Genomic DNA, 21,381 nt, shown 5'->3' with positions numbered 1-21,381 from the left:
TTATCGTTAATCTACACAGTAATAGGGAACAATGCAGGTTTATTCTGCTAACAGTTCCGTTATTAGGGTCTGATGACGTACTTGTTGTGCTTTAGTTTGTAGTCTCGCGGCAACAACGATGTGCTCAAGTTCTGTTAAAGCAGTCTCAAAATTGTCGTTGACAATGACATAGTCAAACTCGTTGTAATGACTACTTTCTGATTTTGCTTCGGCCATTCTTGATGCGATTACTTCTTGAGAATCTTGGCCGCGATTGTTTAAGCGCTGCTCCAGTTCACTTTGAGAAGGAGGTAAAATAAATATTGTTTTTACTTCAGGTAAAAGCGTTCTAACTTGTCTTGCACCTTGCCAGTCGATGTCTAGAAAAACATCAATACCATTGTTTAGTTGATCTTCAATGGCCTGTTTTGATGTGCCATAGTAGTTCTCAAATACTTGCGCCCACTCAAAAAAGTCCCCTTTATCGATCAACGTTTTAAATTCATCCACTGTGACAAAGTGGTAGTGCTCACCATTATTTTCTCCCGGACGAGGGGAGCGTGTTGTATGGGATACTGAAACTTTAATGTTGGCTTGTTTGTCCAATAAAGCTTTGATGAGGCTAGATTTACCAGCACCTGAAGGGGCAGATAAAATAAACAAGTTACCGCGTGTCTTTGTCATAGTGGAACCTTTGTGTACGCAAAAGGGAGCAATAGAGCTGATTACTGCCCGTAAAAAGCCCTATTTTAAATCTTTGTGCGTCTAGTTACCAGTTTGACTAACTACGTAATCTAAATCGACTCACTAAAACAGCCAGCTCTTCGGCTTGCTTGTTAAGCTCTTGTGCAGAGTGCGCTGCGACTTGCGTGTCTTGCAAGGAGCTCTGACTCGATTGCTCAATTTGTGAAATATCACGTGCCATTTCGCTTGCGACAACAGATTGCTCCTCGGTGGCAGTTGCGATTGACTGGATCATGGACGCAATTTCACTGGCACCTGTAACAATGCCTTCGAGTTGTGTTCCCGCATCTTCAGCCATAGAAACACTATGATTTACTTGAGCAACACTGTTTTCCATGGACTTAACAGCATGCTCGGTTTGAGATTGAATTGACTGCACAGTACTGACAACTTCTTCAGTGGCTTTTGAAGTGCGCTCGGCTAAGGTTCGAACTTCATCTGCTACTACGGCAAACCCGCGGCCCTGTTCGCCTGCACGCGCAGCTTCAATTGCAGCATTGAGCGCCAGTAGATTAGTTTGTTCTGCAATACTACCTATCACGCCAATCACATTGCCTATTTGGCTACTGAGCTCACCGAGATGGGTGACATTTTCAGCGGTGTCTTGTACCTCATTGGAAGCTGACTTTATTTTCTCTACCGTTGATGTAACCGTTGATCCCCCTTCAGATGCAAGGCTGCGCGCGCCATCTGCATGACTTGCTGCGACCTGACTTTGCGATGCTACCTCTGATACCGTGGCACTCATTTGTTCGATTGCCGTAGCAACCTGAGTGGACTGATCTGCTGACGCCTGACTGCGAGACGCTATCTGGTTATTGGTCTCTGCAATGTTGTCGCTGGAAGTTTTAACATCATTCACCACATTGCTGATAGCTTGTAATAACGTATTCAACGAGTTCGACATTTTGTTAGTGGCTTCGGCCAAGCTATCAATTTCATCCTTACCTTCATGAGACAGAAGTGGTCTTGAAATATCACCTTCACTTATTCTTTCGGCTATCGTAAGCACTTGGCTCAATCTGGTTACAATCGAACGGCTGATCACATAGGCAACCGCAATCGCTATGATGGCCGCGATTAAAGTGATCATAATAATAATCACCAAGGTGGTATTGAGACCTTCTACGAGTAGGTCTAATGCCCTTATGGCATCGTCTTTTTCTTCTTCGCTCGATACATCAAGGATTTTAGACAGCTCAATCATTTGCTTTGACGTCAAATCAGCGAGTTTACGCTGTGCTGTCACATATGCCGTAGAGTCATAGCTTTCAAATACATGTTTAGCTTCGCGTTGAATTGTGCCGAACATCTCTTCAATACGAGCAATATCTCGCAGCTCATTCGGTTTTTGTTCAAGTGGCTTGAGTAAATTTAAGTAGTGCTTAAAGCTTTCTGCATCGTCATTAAAATCAGCTTCTGCACCGGTTGCTCCTGTGGTATGAGAAATGATGGCCGCTATCATATCGCCAGCTTCATCGACCAGTTCTAGATAGTATCTGACTCCCGGTAAGTCATCGTTGAGTGACTCTTGTAAATCGGTAGATTTAAGCGCGTCATTGAATTCTTGCTCTTTTAAAGAGTCCAGTAAACTTTCCAACTGTTCACCCGTTTCTTGATCAAGCTTGTCTACGCGTCGCTTCACCTGTTCATAAGCTCTTGGGTCATATTTGGCGAATATTTCGTTGTTAACTTCACGGTGGAAGGTTTCAGCAAGGGTCATGATCCGCGCCATTTTCTCGCGGTCAGCTTGTTTTGCCGACTCATATCCATATAGCTCTTTTTGGGTAGATTTGAACCGCTCAAACAGTTGGTTAAATTGCCCAACTTTACTGATATCTCCATTTAGGTATTCCAGTGCGATGTTGCTTAATTGATACTCTAAGTGCAGCAGTCGGTTGTACAAAATCATGCCCGGCAAATCGTCGCCTTTTACTTCAAATGCGCGGGCAGTTTCGGTGGAAACTTTAAACCAAACGACAGTACTGGAAAACACCATCAATGCAATGAGGCAGCCAAAGGCCAAATAAAGCTTTTTACTCAAGTTCATATTGTTACCCAAGAAAGTTACGTACTCCGATTCCCTGGAATATCAAATTTGCCTTCCCAAATTATTATTTAAGGATACGAAAATTGCGAATTTCAGAATTAATTTGAGTGATTGTTTCTTATCCGGATATGAAGAAGTTCATAAATTGGAGTTGCTTGGTTAAAGTACAGGTTTTAAACGTCAAACAACCAAATACTCGATTTGAACAACTATTATCGAATTGTGATATTGGGCTTTCTGCATTTTTGAAACATAGCAGTGCTTAATTGGGCTGCAATAACGTTGGTAAGTCAGGCTAAAACGCAGTGTGGCTAAAGAGTGTTCAATTGAATTGCATTAGAGGCTTCAGCGACACTTTTTATTGCGATAAATATAGCCACAAATACAAGTCACGGAGAATGAGCTTTTAGGCCAAGCCGCAATGTAGGCTCAGCCCATATGCCAATCAGTTTTCACTGTTGCTCAGAGGCTTTCTTGAATGAAAAATTGCCAAGGCAATATAAACACACGTCGCATACATATTTAGAAGGGGGACCACTGCCATGCAAACTGCAACAACCTTACTGTATTTATATTTCTGTGCCACGAAAATATTAATCGCAAGACAAATTAACACTTGAATCACAAGCACTACCGGAGCTAAATGTAATTCGCCATTTCTAAGCATTTCTATCATAGTTTAAGTCCTGTTAATGGGGACGAACGTAACTCTGCCCCTTACTCCTGAATAAATTACTCTTACTCTAATTTCGTACTCAGCCGCCTTTTGAATGTACTGCTCAAGCTTATATTGCGACGAAAATTGATAAGTTCCTTCGATAGATGTACCTACATCTGGAATTCGATTTCCATCAGAGTCAATCGCACTGTGTCTAGTGTACGATAAGCGTAGTTTAGTGCCCGATCTCAAAGTGGCTGCTTTCATGATTAGTTGTGAGCCATCTTCAAATTCAAATAGTAGCTCAAGTCCTGCAACAGGATCATAAAATAAGCCACCAAAAATAGAGAGTGTAACTCCCCATTAACTGAAGCAGTTCATTAAGTAGAATTTCTATCAATATAAAAAGGAAATTTTACGATGCGAAGAAGTAAGTTCACTGAGACACAGATAGTCGGCATGATCAAAGAAGCTGAATCGGGTGTGCCTGTACCGGAAATATGCCGTAAACATGGTGTTGGCCAAAGTACATTTTATAAGTGGCGCTCTAAATATGGTGGGATGGAAGCCTCTGACGTTAAACGTTTAAAAGGGCTTGAAGGTGAACATCGCAAGCTAAAAGATATGTTTGCGACTCTCAGTTTAAAACAGAGGAAATCATCTCAAAAAAGTAGTGAAAACAAGCAGACGCAGAGCTTGGGTCGAATACTTACGAGCACGGTTTGAGGTTAGTGTAGCACTTGCTTGTGATGTAGCGGGTTTAGGTCGAAGCGTTTATTACTGTAAATGCAAGCGACCATCGGATGATGATGTGATTGATGCTTTGTTAGCGCTTGTTGAGCGGCACCCTAAGTGGGGCATGCCAAAGCTGTTTAAACGACTTAGACATCAAGGCAAAGTATGGAATAAAAAACGCGTTGAGCGAGTGTATAACATGCTTAAACTTAACCTTAGACGAAAAGGGAAACGCCTTGTACCAACACGCACATCAAAGCCGTTAAGCGCACCGAGCAAACATAATGACTCGTGGTCGATGGATTTTATGAGCGATGCGCTTAATTACGGACATCGCTTTAGAACACTGAATGTGCTGGATGATTACAACCGTCAAGCAATAGCAATTGAGGCCGATATAAGCCTGACAGCTGAACGCGTTATTCGAGTGTTGGAACGGGTCATTGCATGGCGCGGAAAACCCAAACAAATTCGAGTGGATAATGGTCCTGAGTTTACATCGAGTGCTCAGGAAAATTGAGCTACTGAAAAATGCATAAACTTGAGTTTATTAAAACCTGATAGTCCATATCAGAATGGTTTTGTTGAGCGATTAAATCGTAGCTACCGAGAAAAAGTATTGGATTTATACCTGTTTGAATCATTTCAGCAAGTTCGTGACATTACAGACGAGTGGTTAGATATATAATTATGAATGGCCTCAGGGTGCACTAGGAGATCAAACTCCAATGAGCTATCTTGAGGCTGCATAGCTCTACTAATAAACTGTACTAAAGCTGGAGTAGCGATAATTAAGTGCTCTGTATAAATGTGCGCCAAGCCCAGCTTTCTTAATACCATTCAATTCAATCAAACATAACCATCGATGACAATCATGTTTGGTTTTAGGCAATGTTCATTCAATAGGATAGCAATAAAGGGCTACTTTCTAAGATAGAAGCTACCAGCTTCATATTCTTTTACGTTAGAAACTGTGCTGATATAAGAGCCGCTTTCAATTTTGTCTGGTCAATCGTTAAAAGAAACACCTGCAACACACGCAAAACCATCTCTATGATCAACATCAACCGCGAGCATCATTATTTATTGTTATCATTGTCTAATGAATTTTTTATTTTTACCATGCGCATTCATGATAATCTTTTAGAAATCGCCCATAAGTAGGAGTAGCTCCATTAATAGCTTCAAAAATTGGAGCCAATACTCTGGCAGCCCCGTCAATACAGTCTAAAGGGGGGACAACACCTATAGCTCGATTACGTGATTTAATTGGTAAGGGGTTTTCCTGAGTTACCCACCCAGTATCAACACTATTGACGTATATATCTTGTTTTACGTAATCAGATGCGATTGTTCTTGTCATCATATTTAGCGCCGCTTTTGCCATATTTGTATGGGGGTGACGGTGAGTTTTATTTTTTCGATTAAATTGTCCTTCCATCGCCGATACATTGATTATGAACTTTCTTTCCAAGCTAGATTTTTGAAGCAGGCTTTTTAGTTTAGTGCAAAGTAAAAACGGAGCTGTTGTATTAATAGTTTGCGTTTCTAAAAATTCAAGTGTATCTATATTTTCTGCTGTTTTTGTCCAACTATTCTGAGGTGATATGTCGACTGGCTCGGAAAACTCATCAAGCATAGTGCTATCGATGACACTAGGCTTTGATAATCTAGAATAGGTTAACCAATGATGGTTCTCACTTTCTAACTGAGGATCAAGGAAGTGACTGAGTAAATTGCGATCAACACATTCTAAAAGGGCGTTTTCTCGCTTGGCCATTTCTTGATAGTAACTCTGAGGCTTTTTTATTGTTTGCGCAGCATTATTGATAAGAATATCGAGCTTATCATAACGTTTAACTATATATTCAATAAAAGATTCCACTGAAGGAATATGTTTTAAATCAAGGCCATATATAATTAAGTTATCTGCCCAATCTTCATAGTCATGTTCTAACATATAACGTCTTGCAGTATCGTACTTAAAGCGACTAGTTACAATCACTTTCGCACCAGCACGTAGTAGCTTTAACGCGATTTGAAAACCAATTTTGACTCTTCCCCCTGTTAATAAAGCAATTCGTCCATTTAGATCTGCTTTATCACTTCTGCGCTGAAAGTTAAAGGATGAACACTCATTACATAGACGGTGATAATGATGATGAACAGATTGATATAGTTGCTTGCAAATGTAGCATCGGTTTGGCTTAAATAACTTTCTTTCAGACGAGGCAATAATATCAAACATTTGAAGAGCTGATTTTTTACATTGAAACTTATTCATGAGCCACTGACCGCCAGGTATGATATCTCCATCTAACGAGAAGTTTGGTTCTGCAAGGCATCGCTCTGTAGATTCCAGTAGTATCGCATCATGTAGCTTTTGTAGTTCTTTTTGAGAATGAGTACCACTATTGCCGTTATAATGATGAGCTAACTTAGACAAAATTGCGTTCTGTTTAATATGATAATGCAGAGGTGATGTAGTTAAGTTCATTTACAAGCCCCTATTTTTCACATCAGTTAATATTTTTTGTATTTTGCCAAAATGCCCACCTTGCCAATAAATTTGCTCACATTTAGCACATTGGCTAAAAGTTATATTATTGGCATAGACCTTTTTAGGTACTTTTGTTTTAATTTCTTCTTTTTTAACGGTAGTGATAGTGCCATTACATTTAATACAGCGTGATAAAGGATTGAAGTGTTCAGCTAAATGATAGTGTTTAACTATTTCTCTAAATTGCTCAATCGGCTTTACAGCTCTTACCCAGCGACCGTATTTAACTTTACTACGTTTCAACAAGCCTTTATCGCGGGTCAATAAAATATACTCACCAACTGAAGCGACTTCCGCCAATACCGAATCACCATGGTCATGGTTTTCAAATAAGCAATTGAATCCGGCCATTCTCAAGTAACGAGCAAGTCCACCTAAATGAACATCTAATAAAAATGTCAGTTCACTATTTGGTTTCCAGGGCATATTTGAATTCGTATACTCAGCAGAAGAGGGGTAAACGGAAACTTTGTCTCCGTCATTAAGTCGGAAATTTAAGTCTACATTTTTATCATTTACCCTAATTAATCCTACTTCTGTATGCGGAATCCCCATTGCCTGAATGGCATCCCCAATGGCTGGAGTATCATCAAAATCATATTTAATCTCTACATTCTTAATTTCATCGTTAAGAAAGTCAGTACAATGACCGTTAAACCTAAATAATGCATGATACATCTTCGTTGTGAGTGAATAGTTGTGATTTAAATACGCAGGCCAAAGCATATGCATGAGTTGGCGTGCTTGAATCTCATTCATCGCACCTAACTTTGCAAAACGCTGTATCCATTCTCTGTAGTGAGATTGAACTATTTCCTCTGAGCAGGGTACTAATGACGTAGTATGCGTAGTCGTGATGTGCACCTTTCGATAGTGGTGATCATTTTTATAACCATATAGCTGTGAAAGTAAGTTCCGCGCAGCTGAAATTTTTATTGGTTTAAAAGGCCAGTGTTTAACAAGAGCTTTGGCTTGATTTGAAAATACTTTTGGGGATAAGTAAAAGGGCATAACTGTCTCCGTCTTTACAACCAATAACGCATTTTCTGTCCCACTCTAAAAGCGTTATCTGCCACTGACGTGTGCATTATGCAATGATTTATTAAACTATGATTTAGGTTGTTCACCTATTACTTCATGACCTACTGATCTTTTCTTGTGGGAAGAAGGGATATGAAGCGACCCTTAATTACTTGTTAGTCTAAATCAATTATAAAAATAGTTAAAGTTATTTTTATATCAAGAAACCGCACCTCAACTTTCAAATTTTTCTGAGTGGTTATTTATCGTTAGTCTGCGCCCCAGCACGAAGGTTTTTATCACAAAGCACCTGCGTAGGGAGGAGTAGTGGCTGTGTTGCCAATAAAATACAGCTTTACTTGGGTGCAAAAAGATTATCCATAAAGTAGTGAAAGGGGCTTTTTTAAGGAATAATCTGCTAAATATGCTTACTTGGTTATTTCTATTTAGCAGCACACTATTCGCAAATGACTACTTTTGCTACATGGATTTTAGAAACCTCTGTGAATTACAGCATTGCATATGGGCTCTTGATTTTTAACGACGTAAAGCAATTTATCCCGTTCACTTTAGTTGCATTATGCCCAGCTTCATTCATGTAATCGTAGAATAGCTTTTTTTGATATGGTTTATGGTGGCTATTTATGCACTATGACTTATAGCTAGTATACGCTTGGGTCGCCCTTATTGGTTGTTCGTTGGAGCCTCTTCCTCTTGCTGTAATAATTTCATCTTCGTAAAACCAGCTTAATACACTGTTGCCGTCTCTTTTCGATTCAACCATGCATTTATAGTGATTTTGATTCAGTTAGAGACCATCTTGAAGGTAATCACGTAAGCCATCCATAATCCAGGCTAAGATCCCTAGTAATTCGTTTTGTTGAATACGATAAAGTAAATAAGGATCACGTTCTGATTTACCATGAATAAACTTGATAATCGTCCAACGTCGGTAAAAGCCATCAGAATGATCGCGTGTTGTGGGATAGAAATGCCCATTAAACCATTTTTCAGCTCTGGGGAAGTTACAGCCCACTATCGGTAATAATATTTAGGATATCTCGAATGTGGAACGCATTAACCTGCTCAACTTTAAGGTGACCAATGAATCTGGCTACATTATTGTAATATTTACTTTTCGGAATATCGGGCCTTTTCAATTGTTTTAGCAGCTTATTTTCATACATATCTTGAAATGGCACGTTAAAAGCCATCCCGCTATGCTTAGTGAGAGAGCTCAATGATAGAGCAGCAGTGCCATCTCTTCGCATGGCTCTGATCGTTTCAGCCTCACCACGCGCTTCAGCGAGTGTCAGCTGTCCGAATTTACCCAGTGATTTTCCCTTCCTCTTTTCGTTAAAGGTATATCCCAGAGACCAATTAGGTTCGCCACGCTTCAGGACGACGAATAACAAACCGTTTCTATCGGTGTTTTACTTGGCATGCCTTTAACAAGCATGTTGACTTGTTTAACTGTTAAATTTGGCATTTTTTTTAACCTCTTGTACTCACCAGTAGTTTGAGACTAGCAGTGATAAATACTCACCAATTGGATGAAACAGAAAGAAAAATACGGAACGATAAAAAACAAAACCCCGCTATAAAGCGAGGTTTTTCAATGTTTTAATAGTTTTTGTGAGCGCTAGTGAGCCTTACTCAATATTTTGGATCTGCTCACGCATTTGCTCAATTAATACTTTAAGCTCAACGGCGGCGTTAGTGATCTCTGAATTGATTGACTTAGAGGCTAGGGTGTTTGACTCGCGGTTAAACTCTTGCATCATAAAGTCTAAACGACGGCCGCATGCGCCGCCTTTTTTCAAGATTTTATGGGTCTCTTTAACGTGAGACTTTAAGCGGTCCAGCTCTTCTGCTACATCTTGCTTTTGTGCAAGGTAGATAAGTTCTTGCTCTAGGCGTGACTCATCGATGTCAGTTTGTAGCTCTTCAAGTTTTTGCGAAAGCTTGTCGCGCTGCCACTTGGTGACTTCTGGCATATGACCTTCAACGATAGATACCTGCTCAAGTATGCCGTCTAAACGTGTGGTGATCATGCTTTCAAGGTTTGCACCTTCTGATGCTCTGGCTGCTTTAAAGTCTTGAACTAACTCATCAAAGCCAGCTAACAAAGCGCCATTGACTTCGTCTAAATCAACTTCTTCCGCTTCCATAACGCCGGGCCAGCGCAAAATTTCAGTCGGGTTAATATCGCCACCGCTGATAGATTGCACCCACTTTGCGTTTTCAAGGATTTGTTTTGCAAGGGTTTCATTGATAGACAGCTGACCAACGTGAGCTGGGTTTGCTGCAAATTTTAAATAGACTTCCACTTTGCCTCGCTGTAATTGCTTGCGAAGGCGTTCACGTACTACTGGCTCTAGTGCCCTGAATTGCTCCGGCGCGCGGATAAATGTTTCGAGATAGCGTTGATTAACTGAGCGGATCTCCCAAACCCCAGTGCCCCAATCGCCTTTAATCTCTTTTCGAGCGTAGGCGGTCATACTATGGATCATATAAAGTTCCTATTTAATTTGGTTTGCGTGGCCATTATAGCCTAAGAAAAACGCTGCTCGATAGGTAAAGCTAAGATTTCTTTTGGTATTGCGTGGCATAGCGCAAAGGATCCCTTTATAATATTGCGAAACTTTGATGATAGGGGAACGTGGATGCGTCCAAGCGAAAGAACTGCAAATCAGATTAGACCTGTAACATTTACCCGTAACTATACAATGCATGCCGAAGGGTCGGTGCTTGTAGAGTTTGGCAATACAAAAGTGCTGTGTACAGCCACTGTGGAAGCGGGCGTACCGCGTTTTATGAAAGGACAGGGTAAAGGTTGGATCACTGCAGAGTACGGTATGCTTCCTCGCTCTACTCATACCCGTAATGGTCGTGAAGCTGCAAAAGGCAAGCAAGGCGGTCGCACTATGGAAATTCAACGCCTGATCGCACGAGCTTTACGTGCCGCTGTTGACCTATCTGCACTGGGTGAAAACACCATTACTATTGATTGTGATGTACTGCAAGCAGATGGCGGAACGCGTACTGCATCTATCAGCGGTGCTTGTGTTGCCCTTGTTGATGCACTGACGCATATGCGTGCCAAAGGTATGATCAATGCCAACCCACTTAAGTTTATGATTGCGGCGATCTCAGTTGGTGTATACAACGGCGAAGCCATTAGTGATTTAGAGTACCTTGAAGACTCAGAAGCTGAGACTGACATGAATGTGATCATGACAGAAACAGGTAAGTTAATTGAGGTTCAAGGCACTGCTGAAGGTGAGCCTTTCTCATTCGAAGAACTTGACGAGTTACTGGCGCTAGCCAAGCATTCAATTCGTGAGATCATCGATATTCAAAAACAAGCATTAGCGTAAACAAAAGGTTAGTTATGAAACAGTATCAAAAAGATTTTATCGAGTTTGCTCTTGAAAAGCAGGTACTTAAGTTTGGTGAGTTTACGCTTAAATCAGGTCGTACAAGCCCTTACTTTTTTAACGCTGGTTTATTTAACACTGGCCGCGACCTTGCGCGCTTAGGTCGCTTTTATGCTGCGGCACTAGAAGATGCGGGCATTGAGTATGATGTGCTGTTTGGCCCTGCGTACAAAGGTATTCCAATTGCAACAACAACAGCGGTTGCACTTGCTGACCACCATGATAAAGATGTGCCTTACTGCTTTAATCGTAAAGAGAAAAAGCAACACGGTGAGGGTGGCAACCTAGTAGGTTCTGAGCTCAAAGGCCGTATCATGCTAGTTGATGATGTAATCACAGCAGGTACAGCGATCCGTGAGTCGATGGAAATCATCAAGGCGAACGAAGCGGACTTAGCGGGTGTGTTAATTGCGCTTGATCGCCAAGAAAAAGGCAAAGGCGAGCTTTCAGCGATTCAAGAAGTTGAACGTGACTTCGGCACAGCAGTGGTATCCATTGTTAAGCTAGCTGATTTAATTACTTACCTTGAGCAGCAAGGTAGTGCTTCTGAGCACTTAGCAGCAGTGAAAGCTTACCGCGACCAATATGGTGTTGCTTAATCAGCTTCACTCGATTTGAAAAATACCAGCCAAGTGGCTGGTATTTTTTTGTCTGTGCAAAACTGTTTTGCATATAAAGTCAGCCTAGGCTCATTGGAGTATGTTACTCTTACTGCAATTTTCCTAACTAGCTGAACTTATGCATATTCATATTCTTGGGATCTGCGGCACCTTTATGGGGGGCATTGCAGCCATTGCACAATCTTTGGGCCATAAAGTAACAGGCTCAGATCAAAACGTTTACCCGCCAATGAGTACCCAACTAGCGTCTTTGGGGATTGAGTTAACCCAAGGCTATGATCCAGCTCAGCTAGAACCCAAACCGGATGTGGTGGTGATCGGTAATGCTATGAGCCGTGGAAATCCGTGTGTTGAATATGTGCTAGAAAAAGGCCTACCATATACCTCGGGGCCTGAGTGGTTAAAACATCATGTGTTGCAAGACGCGTGGGTATTGGCAGTTGCCGGCACCCATGGCAAAACCACCACGGCAAGTATGCTCGCGTGGTTACTAGAGTACGCAGGCCTTAACCCCGGATTTTTAATCGGTGGAATTGTACAAAATTTCGGTCTGTCAGCACGTGTCACGGATACGCCATTTTTTGTGATTGAGGCGGATGAATACGACACCGCTTTTTTTGATAAGCGCAGCAAGTTTGTACATTACCTCCCTCGTACTTTAATTTTAAATAACTTGGAGTTTGATCACGCCGATATTTTTGCGGACTTAAACGCCATTCAAACTCAGTTTCACCACCTAGTAAGGACTTTACCAGGGCAGGGGAAAGCCATCTATCCAGCACAAGATAATGCAATAAATGAAGTACTTGAACGCGGATTTTGGAGTCAAAAAGAATCGCTCGGCGGGGATTGGTCGTATCAATTAATCAGCTCAGATGGCAGTCGCTTTAAAGTACTGCTTGAGAGTGAGGTTGTTGGAGAGGTAAGCTGGTCTGCTATTGGTGAGCACAATGTGAAAAACGCCATGATGGCGATAGCGGCAGCGCGTCATGTCGGGATCCCGGTGGAAGTAAGTATCGAAGCATTGCAAACCTTTAAGTCGCCAAAACGACGTATGGAGCTCAAAGCTGAGATTGGCGGAGTGCGAGTATATGATGACTTTGCGCACCATCCGACCGCGATAAAAACGACACTAGCAGGTCTTCGTGCAAAAGTGGGTGACGATGAGATTATCGCTATTTTAGAGCCGCGTTCAAACACCATGAAGATGGGCGTACATCAAGATACATTGATGAATGCGTTACAAGCGGCAGATAGCGCGTTGGTATATGAACCTGATGGCCTAGCTTGGTCACTCAAAGATGCGGCGCAAAAAGCTGGGCGACAGTGTTTTTCAAGTACTGACGAGATCATTGCTCAAGTCATTGCGCAGGCCAAACCAAATCAACATATTTTAATTATGAGCAACGGTGGTTTTAATGGTATCCATGATGCCATAACGACTGAGCTAGAAAAGGTAATGTCATAAACATATGTCACAATATAAAGATCCTATCACATTAGCATTTAGTGGTGCATCCGGTGCGCCCTACGGTTTAAGGCTATTAGAGGTTTTAGTTGCACTGGACTATCAAGTGTATGTACTTATTTCCAGCGCGGCGCGAGTGGTACTAGATACCGAATCTAATGTTAAGCTTTCTGGGAATGAGGCTAAGGCAACTGAGCAGCTCAGTGCTTTGTGTAATGCCAAAGATGGCCAAATTCAAGTGTTTGGTAAAGACAATTGGTTTAGCCCTGTGGCATCTGGTTCTGCGGCGCCGAAAAAAATGGTCGTGTGCCCGTGCAGTGCAGGGAGTGTTTCGGCCATTGCGTTAGGGGCCTCGGATAATCTACTTGAGCGCGCAGCTGATGTGGTAATTAAAGAGCGTGGTCAATTAATTTTAGTACCTCGCGAAGCGCCGTTTAGTCCAATTCATTTAGAAAATATGCTCAAACTGAGCCAGCTGGGTGTCACTATCATGCCTGCAGCACCTGGTTTTTATCATCAGCCTCAGTCTATAGAAGACTTGGTGGACTTTATGGTTGCGCGGATTTTAGATCATCTGAACATAGAGCATAACCTCGCCAAACGCTGGGGTTACGGGGATTAAATTGATTCAAAACACATTATGGGGATTGGGGATCCGAAGTACATGACAACTGCATTAAGTATAAAAGGCTTAAGAAAAGTCTATAAAAACGGTGTTGAAGCCGTCAAAGGAATCGATTTGGAAGTCGAAGAAGGGGATTTCTTCGCGTTATTGGGCCCAAATGGTGCGGGTAAATCAACCACCATAGGTGTAATAGCTTCTTTGGTAAATAAAACTCAAGGTGACGTCAAAGTTTTCGGTCATTCTATTGATACCGCATTGGAAGATGCTAAATCTGAATTGGGATTGGTACCGCAAGAGTTCAACTTTAGTCAGTTTGAAACCCTCAACCAAATATTGGTGAATCAGGCGGGTTATTATGGTGTACCTCGTCAAGTGGCGCACCAGCGAGCGGAAAAGTACCTTAAGCAGCTCGGTTTGTTCGATAAAAAAGACAAACAAGCACGCACCTTGTCAGGTGGTATGAAGCGTCGTTTAATGATCGCACGTGCATTAATGCATGAACCTAAGTTGCTGATACTGGATGAGCCAACAGCCGGTGTCGATATTGAACTGAGACGTTCAATGTGGGACTTTTTACGTGAGATTAATAGCCAAGGCGTGACGATTATACTAACGACCCACTATTTGGAAGAGGCGGAGCTGCTGTGCCGTAATATTGCCATTATTGATAAGGGAGTCATTGTTGAGCACACCACGATAAAAGCGCTACTGGCAAAACTAGACAAAGAAACCTTTGTCTTGGATTTGCACGCGCCGATAAAGCCCGTAAACCTATCGGGTTATGCGTATTCCTTGGTAGACGACCATACGCTTGAAGTTGAAGTTGAAAAATCACAGGGATTAAATGGGGTTTTCGCTCAATTAAGTGAGCAGGGAAACACTGTATTAAGTATGCGCAATAAAGCCAACCGCTTAGAGGAGTTATTTGTGGGGTTATTAGAGCAGGGGCGTAATCAATGAGCATATTAAAATACCGTGTTGCGCTAAAAAGTATTTGGATCAAAGAGTGCATTCGTTTTTTGCGTATCTGGGTTCAGACTCTGGTACCGCCAGCGATCACCATGACGCTCTATTTTATTATTTTTGGTAGCCTGATAGGCTCACGCATTGGTGAAATGGGTGGTTTTGGCTATATGGAATTTATCGTCCCAGGCCTAATCATGATGTCGGTGATCACGAACTCATACTCTAATGTGGCGTCGAGTTTTTATTCCACCAAGTTTCAAAAAAGCATTGAAGAACTGCTAGTTGCACCCGTACCAAACTACGTCATTGTACTTGGTTATATGGGCGGCGGTATGGCGCGGGGCATTCTGGTGGGGTTGATTGTCAGTATAGTCAGCTTATTTTTTGTCGATATTCAAATTCACAATATTGCAGTGATTATTGCCACTGTGGTTTTAACCTCTGCGGTGTTTTCTTTGGGTGGACTTATTAATGCCGTTTACGCAAATAGCTTTGATGATATTAGTATTATCCCAACATTTGTATTGACGCCTCTCACATACTTGGGCGGAGTTTTCTACTCAATTCAACTGTTGCCTGAGTTTTGGCAGGGGGTATCGCAGATCAATCCAATCATCTACATGGTCAATGCGTTTAGATTCGGCTTTTTAGGGGTTTCGGATGTCAATATCTATGTTGCTTTTGGCGTGTTAATTGGCTTTATTTCAGTGTTATTTACGATTGCATTGACGCTTATTAAACGTGGTGTTGGGCTAAGACACTAATAGCGATATAAGAAAACAGTTGAAAGGCCTCATGTTCTTTTGGCTTGTTTCAATAGAAACCGGTATCAGCGATGGTATCGGTTTTTTATTAGGGCAATACAGAGCATGAATGCGTGCGTGCTTTTTGGCGTGTTAATGTGTTTCGAGTTGCATTAAGGGGGAGTGTTCTAATACGCTCAGTTTAATTGGCAATTGCGTCGTTTGATAAACGCGCTTAACGCTTTATGTTTTTCTTTTTTATGCAGTCATGTTCTGTCCAATATAATCATACACGGCGAATAGCTGCTCGCCGTGTATGCAAATTGAGTCTAGACAGCAAGCTTAGCTTTTAAAGCAAAGTAATATATTGAAGTAAGCAAGTTACGTCGCCGTCCATTTTTTTACTGTCGTCTATAGTCATTAATATTTTTGAGTTAGACGCTTTGGCCATTAGAGCAATGCTCAAGGCGCTATCGTCGCCCTTAGCAACGGCAACTGCGTATTTGTTACGGTATTTTACGCAGCTCGGGTTTTTATCTGGGTTTTCTAATGATATCCAAACAACCCCATTCCAATGACTACCAGCTGTTGACTGAGTTGAACCGTGAAATCGAATTTCACCAACATTTGCTGTTATGTCATATCGTGCAGCGTTTGCAGAGGTGGCAATTAATAATGTGAATAAAGCGATGATAAGTGTTTTCAATTTTATATCCTTAAACGTTGTTATAAATTATTGATATTCAAGCTGTAATTGTTTCTCATTTCATTACGCTTGTGCTTATTGTACCCAAGTAAGGCATGAAAATAAGCATAGAATGAAGCGGGATTGGAGCATAATGAAGCGCTGTTGATATTTTTGGTGGGGGCGTTAGCTTATACGTATTGAAATGTTGATTGTCGCTGTATTGCTATACCTTAGGTACAAGTCTATTAAAATTGGCACTCCCCTATTTACTTTACTTTTCAAACTTCTAAAATTGCTCCATTTAAAGTTAACGATACGAGCAAAATGGCTGACGCAAACTCTCGGAGTATCACCTCAAACCAAACTGGCTTGCACGAAAAATTAGATGAAATCGTGCAAAAGCATCTGGAAGCTGAGTTCAAAAAACCCATTGCTGAGCATACTTTAAAGGCATTCAATGAAGTAAATGACAAGGTGCAGGCATTCTCGGGCCCGATTATTTTGGATTCATGTTGTGGGGTTGGAGAAAGTACAGCTAATCTGGCTAAACGCCATCCTAATGCCTTAGTGATTGGGGTTGATAAGTCTTCTCACCGTCTTGATAAGCACGATATTGAATACAAGCAAAGTGAGCATGGGCAATACATTTTAGTTCAAGCCGATCTAAACGATTTTTGGCGCTTAGCAGTTGAGGCAAAATGGCAACCAAGCCACCACTATTTGTTATATCCAAACCCATGGCCAAAGTCTAAACACATTCAAAGACGCTGGCACGGCGCAGCAGTATTCCCTTTTATAGTTAAGCTTGGTGGCGTGTTAGAGGTGCGAAGCAACTGGTCAATTTATGTTGAAGAGTTTGCTAGGGCTTTGCAATTAGCCGGAGTTGACGCAGCAGCTGAAGCGTATGAAAGTGCACAAGCTATCACGCCATTTGAGCGCAAGTACTGGGCCAGTGGGCAGTCCAGTACGCGCTTGGTTGTGAGTTTAACGCCTTAGTAATTCGAAGCAATGCCCTTTTATGATACATCCAGTATTGGCGGGGCCAAGTTATCTTTAATATGCGGCGCTGCGGCGCCGATATACTCCCCTTCAAACAAGGTAATATGCGTGTTAGCTAGCTGCTGCAATTGCGCTTTGCTTTTTATGCCTGAAACAATCAATGCGATCTGACTGTTTTTACACTGCTCTCCAATATGTTGAACGAGTCCTTTTACTTGTGGGTTGTCAGCCAGCTGCTCAATAAGCGTTTCTTCGAGTTTTACCGCATTAATAGACATTTTTAACACTCGGCTGATAGTAAGTAAGCCACTATTACGTGAATTCACTAAAATATTAACCCCTTTACTGCGCAATATACTGATAATGGCAGTCATATCATTAAACTGGCTGATCAGGGCTTGTTCATCTAGCTCAAAGGTGATCAAGTTGGGTTGCGGGTAGCGGTTAATGGATTGTGTGATGCATTCCATCATTTGCGGGTCACGCAGATCTTGAGGTGTTAGCGCCAAGCTCCACGCGATATTGGTTTTTCTAAACTGGGTCACGCATAGTTCAAGCATCTGTTTGGTTAGCTGAGAGTTCAAACGCGAGTGCTTAATAACCTCGCCAAAGGCTTGAGATTTTAAGATCACGCCTTGCTCGGTGAGCACTCGAGGCGCACAGTGGTATTGCACTATTTGATGATCGTCGATGCTGGCCCGAGGGGTAAAATATGGAATAATACGATGCTGATCAAAGGCACTTTGCACTGTTTTAGCTATGGCTAAGTTGGACTCTTGTAACAATTTTGTTTTTTGTGTCTGCTGACCGTAAATATAAGTCGTTTGATATAGCTGCTGGGCCTGCCGGCAAGCGATAAAAGCATTTTCAAGCAGTAGTCCTTTGTTCCCCCGAGCGATCCCCGCCTTGAGCTGAATATATAGCATAGGTTCATTGAGAATTGGCCGAGAGAAGGGAAATTCTGAAATTAGGTTGTTTAAATAGTGCTCTCCGTTTGGTGTATCACACAACAATACCAACTTTGAGGTCGCTAACCGGTATACCTTGAATGGTGAGGTCAAATTTTGAAAATACCGCATGACATTTTGAATGACTTTGTCGCCTACGCCAGCGCCATAAAAGCTGATGATTTCTTCAAGTTCACAAATTGAAATGATGGCGAGACTAAGGTGTGGTCGCTTTGCCCTAGTTAAGTCTTGTTCAAGTGCCAAACGGTTAGCAAATCCTGTTCTGGCGTCAGTGGTTAGGGTGCGTCGATACACCAGCATATAGGTGCCCGCTACTAGCAGTGCGATGCAGAAAAAAAAGCTTGCAGACAACGCTGCTTGTGTCACATTTTCCTGCAATTGAGATTCTATATGTGCAATTGGGATATCAGCACCTGTTAGGTATATTTGGCCCTCAGGCGTAATGTGAGGCACAAATATGGTTTTAAAGTGGCCCCATTTATCTATTGATGTTTCAAACACCTCTGTGGTTGAACGAAAAGCTCCTTTATTAGTAGTCGTGGCTTCTTCGTAGATATCACGATATTGAGTAATATTTCCTTGAGTGACATCTTCAACCGTATAGCTTGACGCTGTAAAGCGGACATGGGGAGAGTCGTAAATCATGGTATAGACATACTGTACTCCGACAGCCTGTGCCAGCTTAGTAAGACGCTCACTCTGAGCTTTAAATTCTTGAGTTGATAATTTGTCTAGGCGGTCATGGTAATCAGCCCCGACAAATAGGTTTGCACTGTGCGCCGCGATACGCAGCTTTTCGTCAATATCACGCATAATGGTTGTTTTACTACTTTGATAGGTGTAATAAACGTAACCAACGAGCGAGACTACAAAAGTTAAAAAACCGACGAGTACCCAGGTTAAAGAAAGTGTACGGTGAGCAAAGTTCCATTTATTCATTGCAATTCCGGTTGCGAGGTGAGTTAGAAAATATTACAAATTTTATATCTTTGATGCTGAGTTTACAAAATTTTTAGTAAATTGAGTATGTTTTTTGTCCCCAAAAACTTTTATTTCCTCTGTTTATGAAGAAAATAGCAACCGAGTTTATTTTTTTGCTCTGCATTTGCAGACTTTCCTACAACTTTAAAGTAGAGTTAGTCATTTCGTAATAAATTAGTAAGGTGGATGTGTCTGTCAGCCGCGATGTTAGCGCTTGCACAATCTACTCTTTATTTGTGATTGGGAATAACAATGGGTCCAAAGCGTTGTGCAGTCGCTTCTGAAGAAAGCTTGATGCGAATCTTTACCGTACCGGAAGCCCCTGGCTCTACACTCAGTAAAATTGAACAAGAGATCTCTCATAATCTAGCGGGTTTTTTGAACGAAAATATTGCTGCGGTTGAAAAGCCTCTGCATGAGATAGAGAAAGACTTTCAGTCTGCGGCTATCCCAGAAGAACCGACTTTTGTGTCAGATTACGCTCAAGATATTATGGAGCAATTAGTTGCACACTCGGTTCATACAGCGTCACCTAGCTTTATTGGTCATATGACCTCTGCTTTGCCTCACTTTTTACTACCACTTTCTAAATTGATGGTGGGTCTTAACCAAAACTTGGTAAAAATTGAGACATCAAAAGCATTTACGCCATTAGAACGTCAAGTTTTAGGCATGATGCACCACCTGACTTACGGGCAAGGTGAAGAGTTTTATCAACAGTGGATGCACAGCGCTAAAAACGCGCTTGGGGCGTTTTGTTCTGGTGGAACGATAGCCAATATCACGGCTTTATGGATCGCACGTAACCGATTGTTGAAACCTGATGGTGATTTTAAAGGTATCTCCTCGCAAGGTATGTTTGCGGCAATGATGCATTATGGTTACAAAGGATTAGCAGTACTTGTGTCAGAACGCGGGCATTATTCATTGGGTAAAGCCGCCGATGTGTTGGGAATTGGCCGAGAAAACTTCATTGCTGTACGCACCAATTACGATAACAAAGTGGATATGGTTGCCATGCGAGAAAAAGCCCGAGAGCTTGAAGCGCAAGGGATCAAAGTTATGGCGATAGTTGGCGTTGCAGGCACGACTGAAACGGGCAGCATTGACCCGTTAAATGAGATGGCTGAGCTATGTAAAGAGCTTAATTGTCATTTTCATGTGGATGCTGCATGGGGTGGTGCGACATTGCTTTCAAATACATATCGCCACCTTTTATCTGGTATTGAAAAAGCAGATTCAGTGACTATTGATGCACACAAACAAATGTACGTGCCAATGGGCGCTGGCATCGTTTTATTTAAAGACCCGACGGCAACAGACGTAATCGAACATCACGCTGAATACATTTTGCGAAAAGGCTCCAAAGATTTAGGTAGTCATACTCTTGAAGGTAGCCGCCCGGGTATGGCGATGTTGGTACATGCGTGTCTTCAAGTGATAGGTCGTAAAGGTTACGAGATGCTGATTGATCACAGCATTGAAAAGGCACACTATTTTGCCAATCTAATTTCAGAGCAAGATGACTTTGAGTTGATATCACAGCCAGAACTGTGCTTGTTGACTTATCGCTACGTACCTAAAGAAGTAAAAGCGGTATTACAAGCTGCTGACGAACAAGAAAAGCTCGATATTTATGCTGCGTTAAACCGCCTAACGGCCAGTATGCAAAAACGCCAGCGTGAGACGGGCCGTTCATTTGTATCAAGAACACGTTTAACACCACCACAATATAGTAATCAGCCGACCGTTGTTTTCCGTGTTGTACTGGCTAACCCTCTGACGTCTTATCAAATGCTCGCTGATATATTAGAAGAACAAAGAGAGATGGCGAAGGACGATCCCATCTTCAAGAAATATCTAAGTAAGTACATCGCATAATAAAAGGAGCTGACCAGCTCCTTTTATTTTGGCGCAAATTTGATACGCAGCGCTTATTCTGGGCTTCTATCGGTTTTTATACCTATACTGGGTGCAGTTGAAATAATTTATCTCTCGACAAGTTCCTTTTATGGGATAAATTGAGTGCTTTTTTATCTTATAGGCGTATTATTAGTGTAACAAGTAGCCGATGGTTTTGCCTTAACGCGTTATACCTAGTTGAGCTGTAGACCTAGAATAGTTGAGAAAATGAAGG

Annotated in this window: 16 protein-coding genes and 1 pseudogene; 9 read left to right on the top strand and 8 right to left on the bottom strand. The window is 41.8% G+C overall.

Annotated elements, in window-relative coordinates; translation table 11 throughout:
• Positions 1-39: 39 nt before the first annotated feature.
• Together gmk and J8M00_RS14430 are read right to left on the bottom strand one after the other, a co-directional pair.
• Positions 40-663 (bottom strand): guanylate kinase, encoded by a 624-nt coding sequence (gene gmk / locus J8M00_RS14435; RefSeq protein ID WP_211011184.1) that lies wholly within the window; start codon positions 661-663, stop codon positions 40-42.
• 97 nt (positions 664-760) lie between these two features.
• On the bottom strand, positions 761-2,773 hold the full coding sequence (locus J8M00_RS14430) for a methyl-accepting chemotaxis protein (protein ID WP_211011182.1): 2,013 nt from the start codon (positions 2,771-2,773) through the stop codon (positions 761-763).
• A 1,078-nt stretch (positions 2,774-3,851) separates the two neighbouring features.
• Between J8M00_RS14430 and J8M00_RS14425 the strand changes: the two are divergent.
• Positions 3,852-4,918: pseudogene (locus J8M00_RS14425) on the top strand (IS3 family transposase).
• Positions 4,919-5,283: 365 nt separating this feature from the next.
• Here the strand turns inward: J8M00_RS14425 and J8M00_RS14420 are convergent.
• The 4 genes from J8M00_RS14420 to J8M00_RS14405 all read right to left on the bottom strand — a co-directional run bounded on the left by J8M00_RS14420 (position 5,284) and on the right by J8M00_RS14405 (position 10,259).
• Positions 5,284-6,663, bottom strand: a complete 1,380-nt coding sequence (locus J8M00_RS14420; protein ID WP_211011180.1) for an SDR family NAD(P)-dependent oxidoreductase — start codon at positions 6,661-6,663, stop codon at positions 5,284-5,286.
• Positions 6,664-7,737 (bottom strand): Mut7-C RNAse domain-containing protein, encoded by a 1,074-nt coding sequence (locus tag J8M00_RS14415; protein ID WP_211011178.1) that lies wholly within the window; start codon positions 7,735-7,737, stop codon positions 6,664-6,666.
• Between the two features lie 1,034 nt (positions 7,738-8,771).
• Positions 8,772-9,161, bottom strand: a complete 390-nt coding sequence (locus J8M00_RS14410) for an Arm DNA-binding domain-containing protein (protein WP_211011176.1) — start codon at positions 9,159-9,161, stop codon at positions 8,772-8,774.
• A gap of 237 nt (positions 9,162-9,398) precedes the next feature.
• Entirely contained in the window at positions 9,399-10,259 is an 861-nt protein-coding gene (locus J8M00_RS14405) for a YicC/YloC family endoribonuclease (protein ID WP_211011174.1), read from the bottom strand.
• A 153-nt stretch (positions 10,260-10,412) separates the two neighbouring features.
• Between J8M00_RS14405 and rph the strand changes: the two genes are divergently transcribed.
• The 6 genes from rph to J8M00_RS14375 all read left to right on the top strand — a co-directional run bounded on the left by rph (position 10,413) and on the right by J8M00_RS14375 (position 15,629).
• Entirely contained in the window at positions 10,413-11,126 is a 714-nt protein-coding gene (gene rph / locus J8M00_RS14400) for a ribonuclease PH (RefSeq protein ID WP_023399777.1), read from the top strand.
• A gap of 14 nt (positions 11,127-11,140) precedes the next feature.
• Positions 11,141-11,785, top strand: a complete 645-nt coding sequence (gene pyrE, locus J8M00_RS14395; protein ID WP_023399778.1) for an orotate phosphoribosyltransferase — start codon at positions 11,141-11,143, stop codon at positions 11,783-11,785.
• Positions 11,786-11,924: 139 nt separating this feature from the next.
• The gene (gene mpl / locus J8M00_RS14390) at positions 11,925-13,274 is read left to right on the top strand and encodes a UDP-N-acetylmuramate:L-alanyl-gamma-D-glutamyl-meso-diaminopimelate ligase (RefSeq protein WP_211011173.1); all 1,350 of its coding nucleotides are present in this window, start codon (positions 11,925-11,927) and stop codon (positions 13,272-13,274) included.
• 4 nt (positions 13,275-13,278) lie between these two features.
• Positions 13,279-13,896: a flavin prenyltransferase UbiX gene (locus J8M00_RS14385; RefSeq protein ID WP_211011171.1), complete on the top strand. Its 618-nt coding sequence runs from the start codon at positions 13,279-13,281 to the stop codon at positions 13,894-13,896.
• Positions 13,897-13,938: 42 nt separating this feature from the next.
• Positions 13,939-14,859, top strand: a complete 921-nt coding sequence (locus J8M00_RS14380; protein ID WP_023399781.1) for an ABC transporter ATP-binding protein — start codon at positions 13,939-13,941, stop codon at positions 14,857-14,859.
• 2 nt (positions 14,860-14,861) lie between these two features.
• Positions 14,862-15,629 carry an ABC transporter permease gene (locus J8M00_RS14375; protein ID WP_211011460.1) on the top strand — a complete coding sequence of 256 codons (768 nt, stop codon included), beginning with the start codon at positions 14,862-14,864 and terminating at the stop codon, positions 15,627-15,629.
• 328 nt (positions 15,630-15,957) lie between these two features.
• On the opposite strand, the gene J8M00_RS14370 is transcribed toward J8M00_RS14375, so the two are convergent.
• Entirely contained in the window at positions 15,958-16,314 is a 357-nt protein-coding gene (locus tag J8M00_RS14370; RefSeq protein ID WP_211011169.1) for a hypothetical protein, read from the bottom strand.
• 306 nt (positions 16,315-16,620) lie between these two features.
• Here J8M00_RS14370 and trmB point away from each other — a divergent pair, with 306 nt between their 5' ends.
• Positions 16,621-17,292, top strand: coding sequence for a tRNA (guanine(46)-N(7))-methyltransferase TrmB (gene trmB / locus J8M00_RS14365; RefSeq protein ID WP_211011168.1), 672 nt, complete (start codon positions 16,621-16,623; stop codon positions 17,290-17,292).
• Between the two features lie 20 nt (positions 17,293-17,312).
• On the opposite strand, the gene J8M00_RS14360 is transcribed toward trmB, so the two are convergent.
• Positions 17,313-19,202 (bottom strand): EAL domain-containing protein, encoded by a 1,890-nt coding sequence (locus J8M00_RS14360; RefSeq protein ID WP_211011167.1) that lies wholly within the window; start codon positions 19,200-19,202, stop codon positions 17,313-17,315.
• Positions 19,203-19,496: 294 nt separating this feature from the next.
• Between J8M00_RS14360 and panP the strand changes: the two genes are divergently transcribed.
• Positions 19,497-21,125 carry a pyridoxal-dependent aspartate 1-decarboxylase PanP gene (panP, locus tag J8M00_RS14355; protein WP_211011153.1) on the top strand — a complete coding sequence of 543 codons (1,629 nt, stop codon included), beginning with the start codon at positions 19,497-19,499 and terminating at the stop codon, positions 21,123-21,125.
• The last annotated feature ends 256 nt before the right edge of the window (positions 21,126-21,381 follow it).

The sequence above is a fragment of the Pseudoalteromonas luteoviolacea genome (assembly GCF_018100925.1).
Taxonomy (GTDB): domain Bacteria; phylum Pseudomonadota; class Gammaproteobacteria; order Enterobacterales; family Alteromonadaceae; genus Pseudoalteromonas; species Pseudoalteromonas obscura.
Note: the sequence above shows the minus strand (reverse complement) of the source record. Positions and strands in the feature narration are given on the sequence as shown.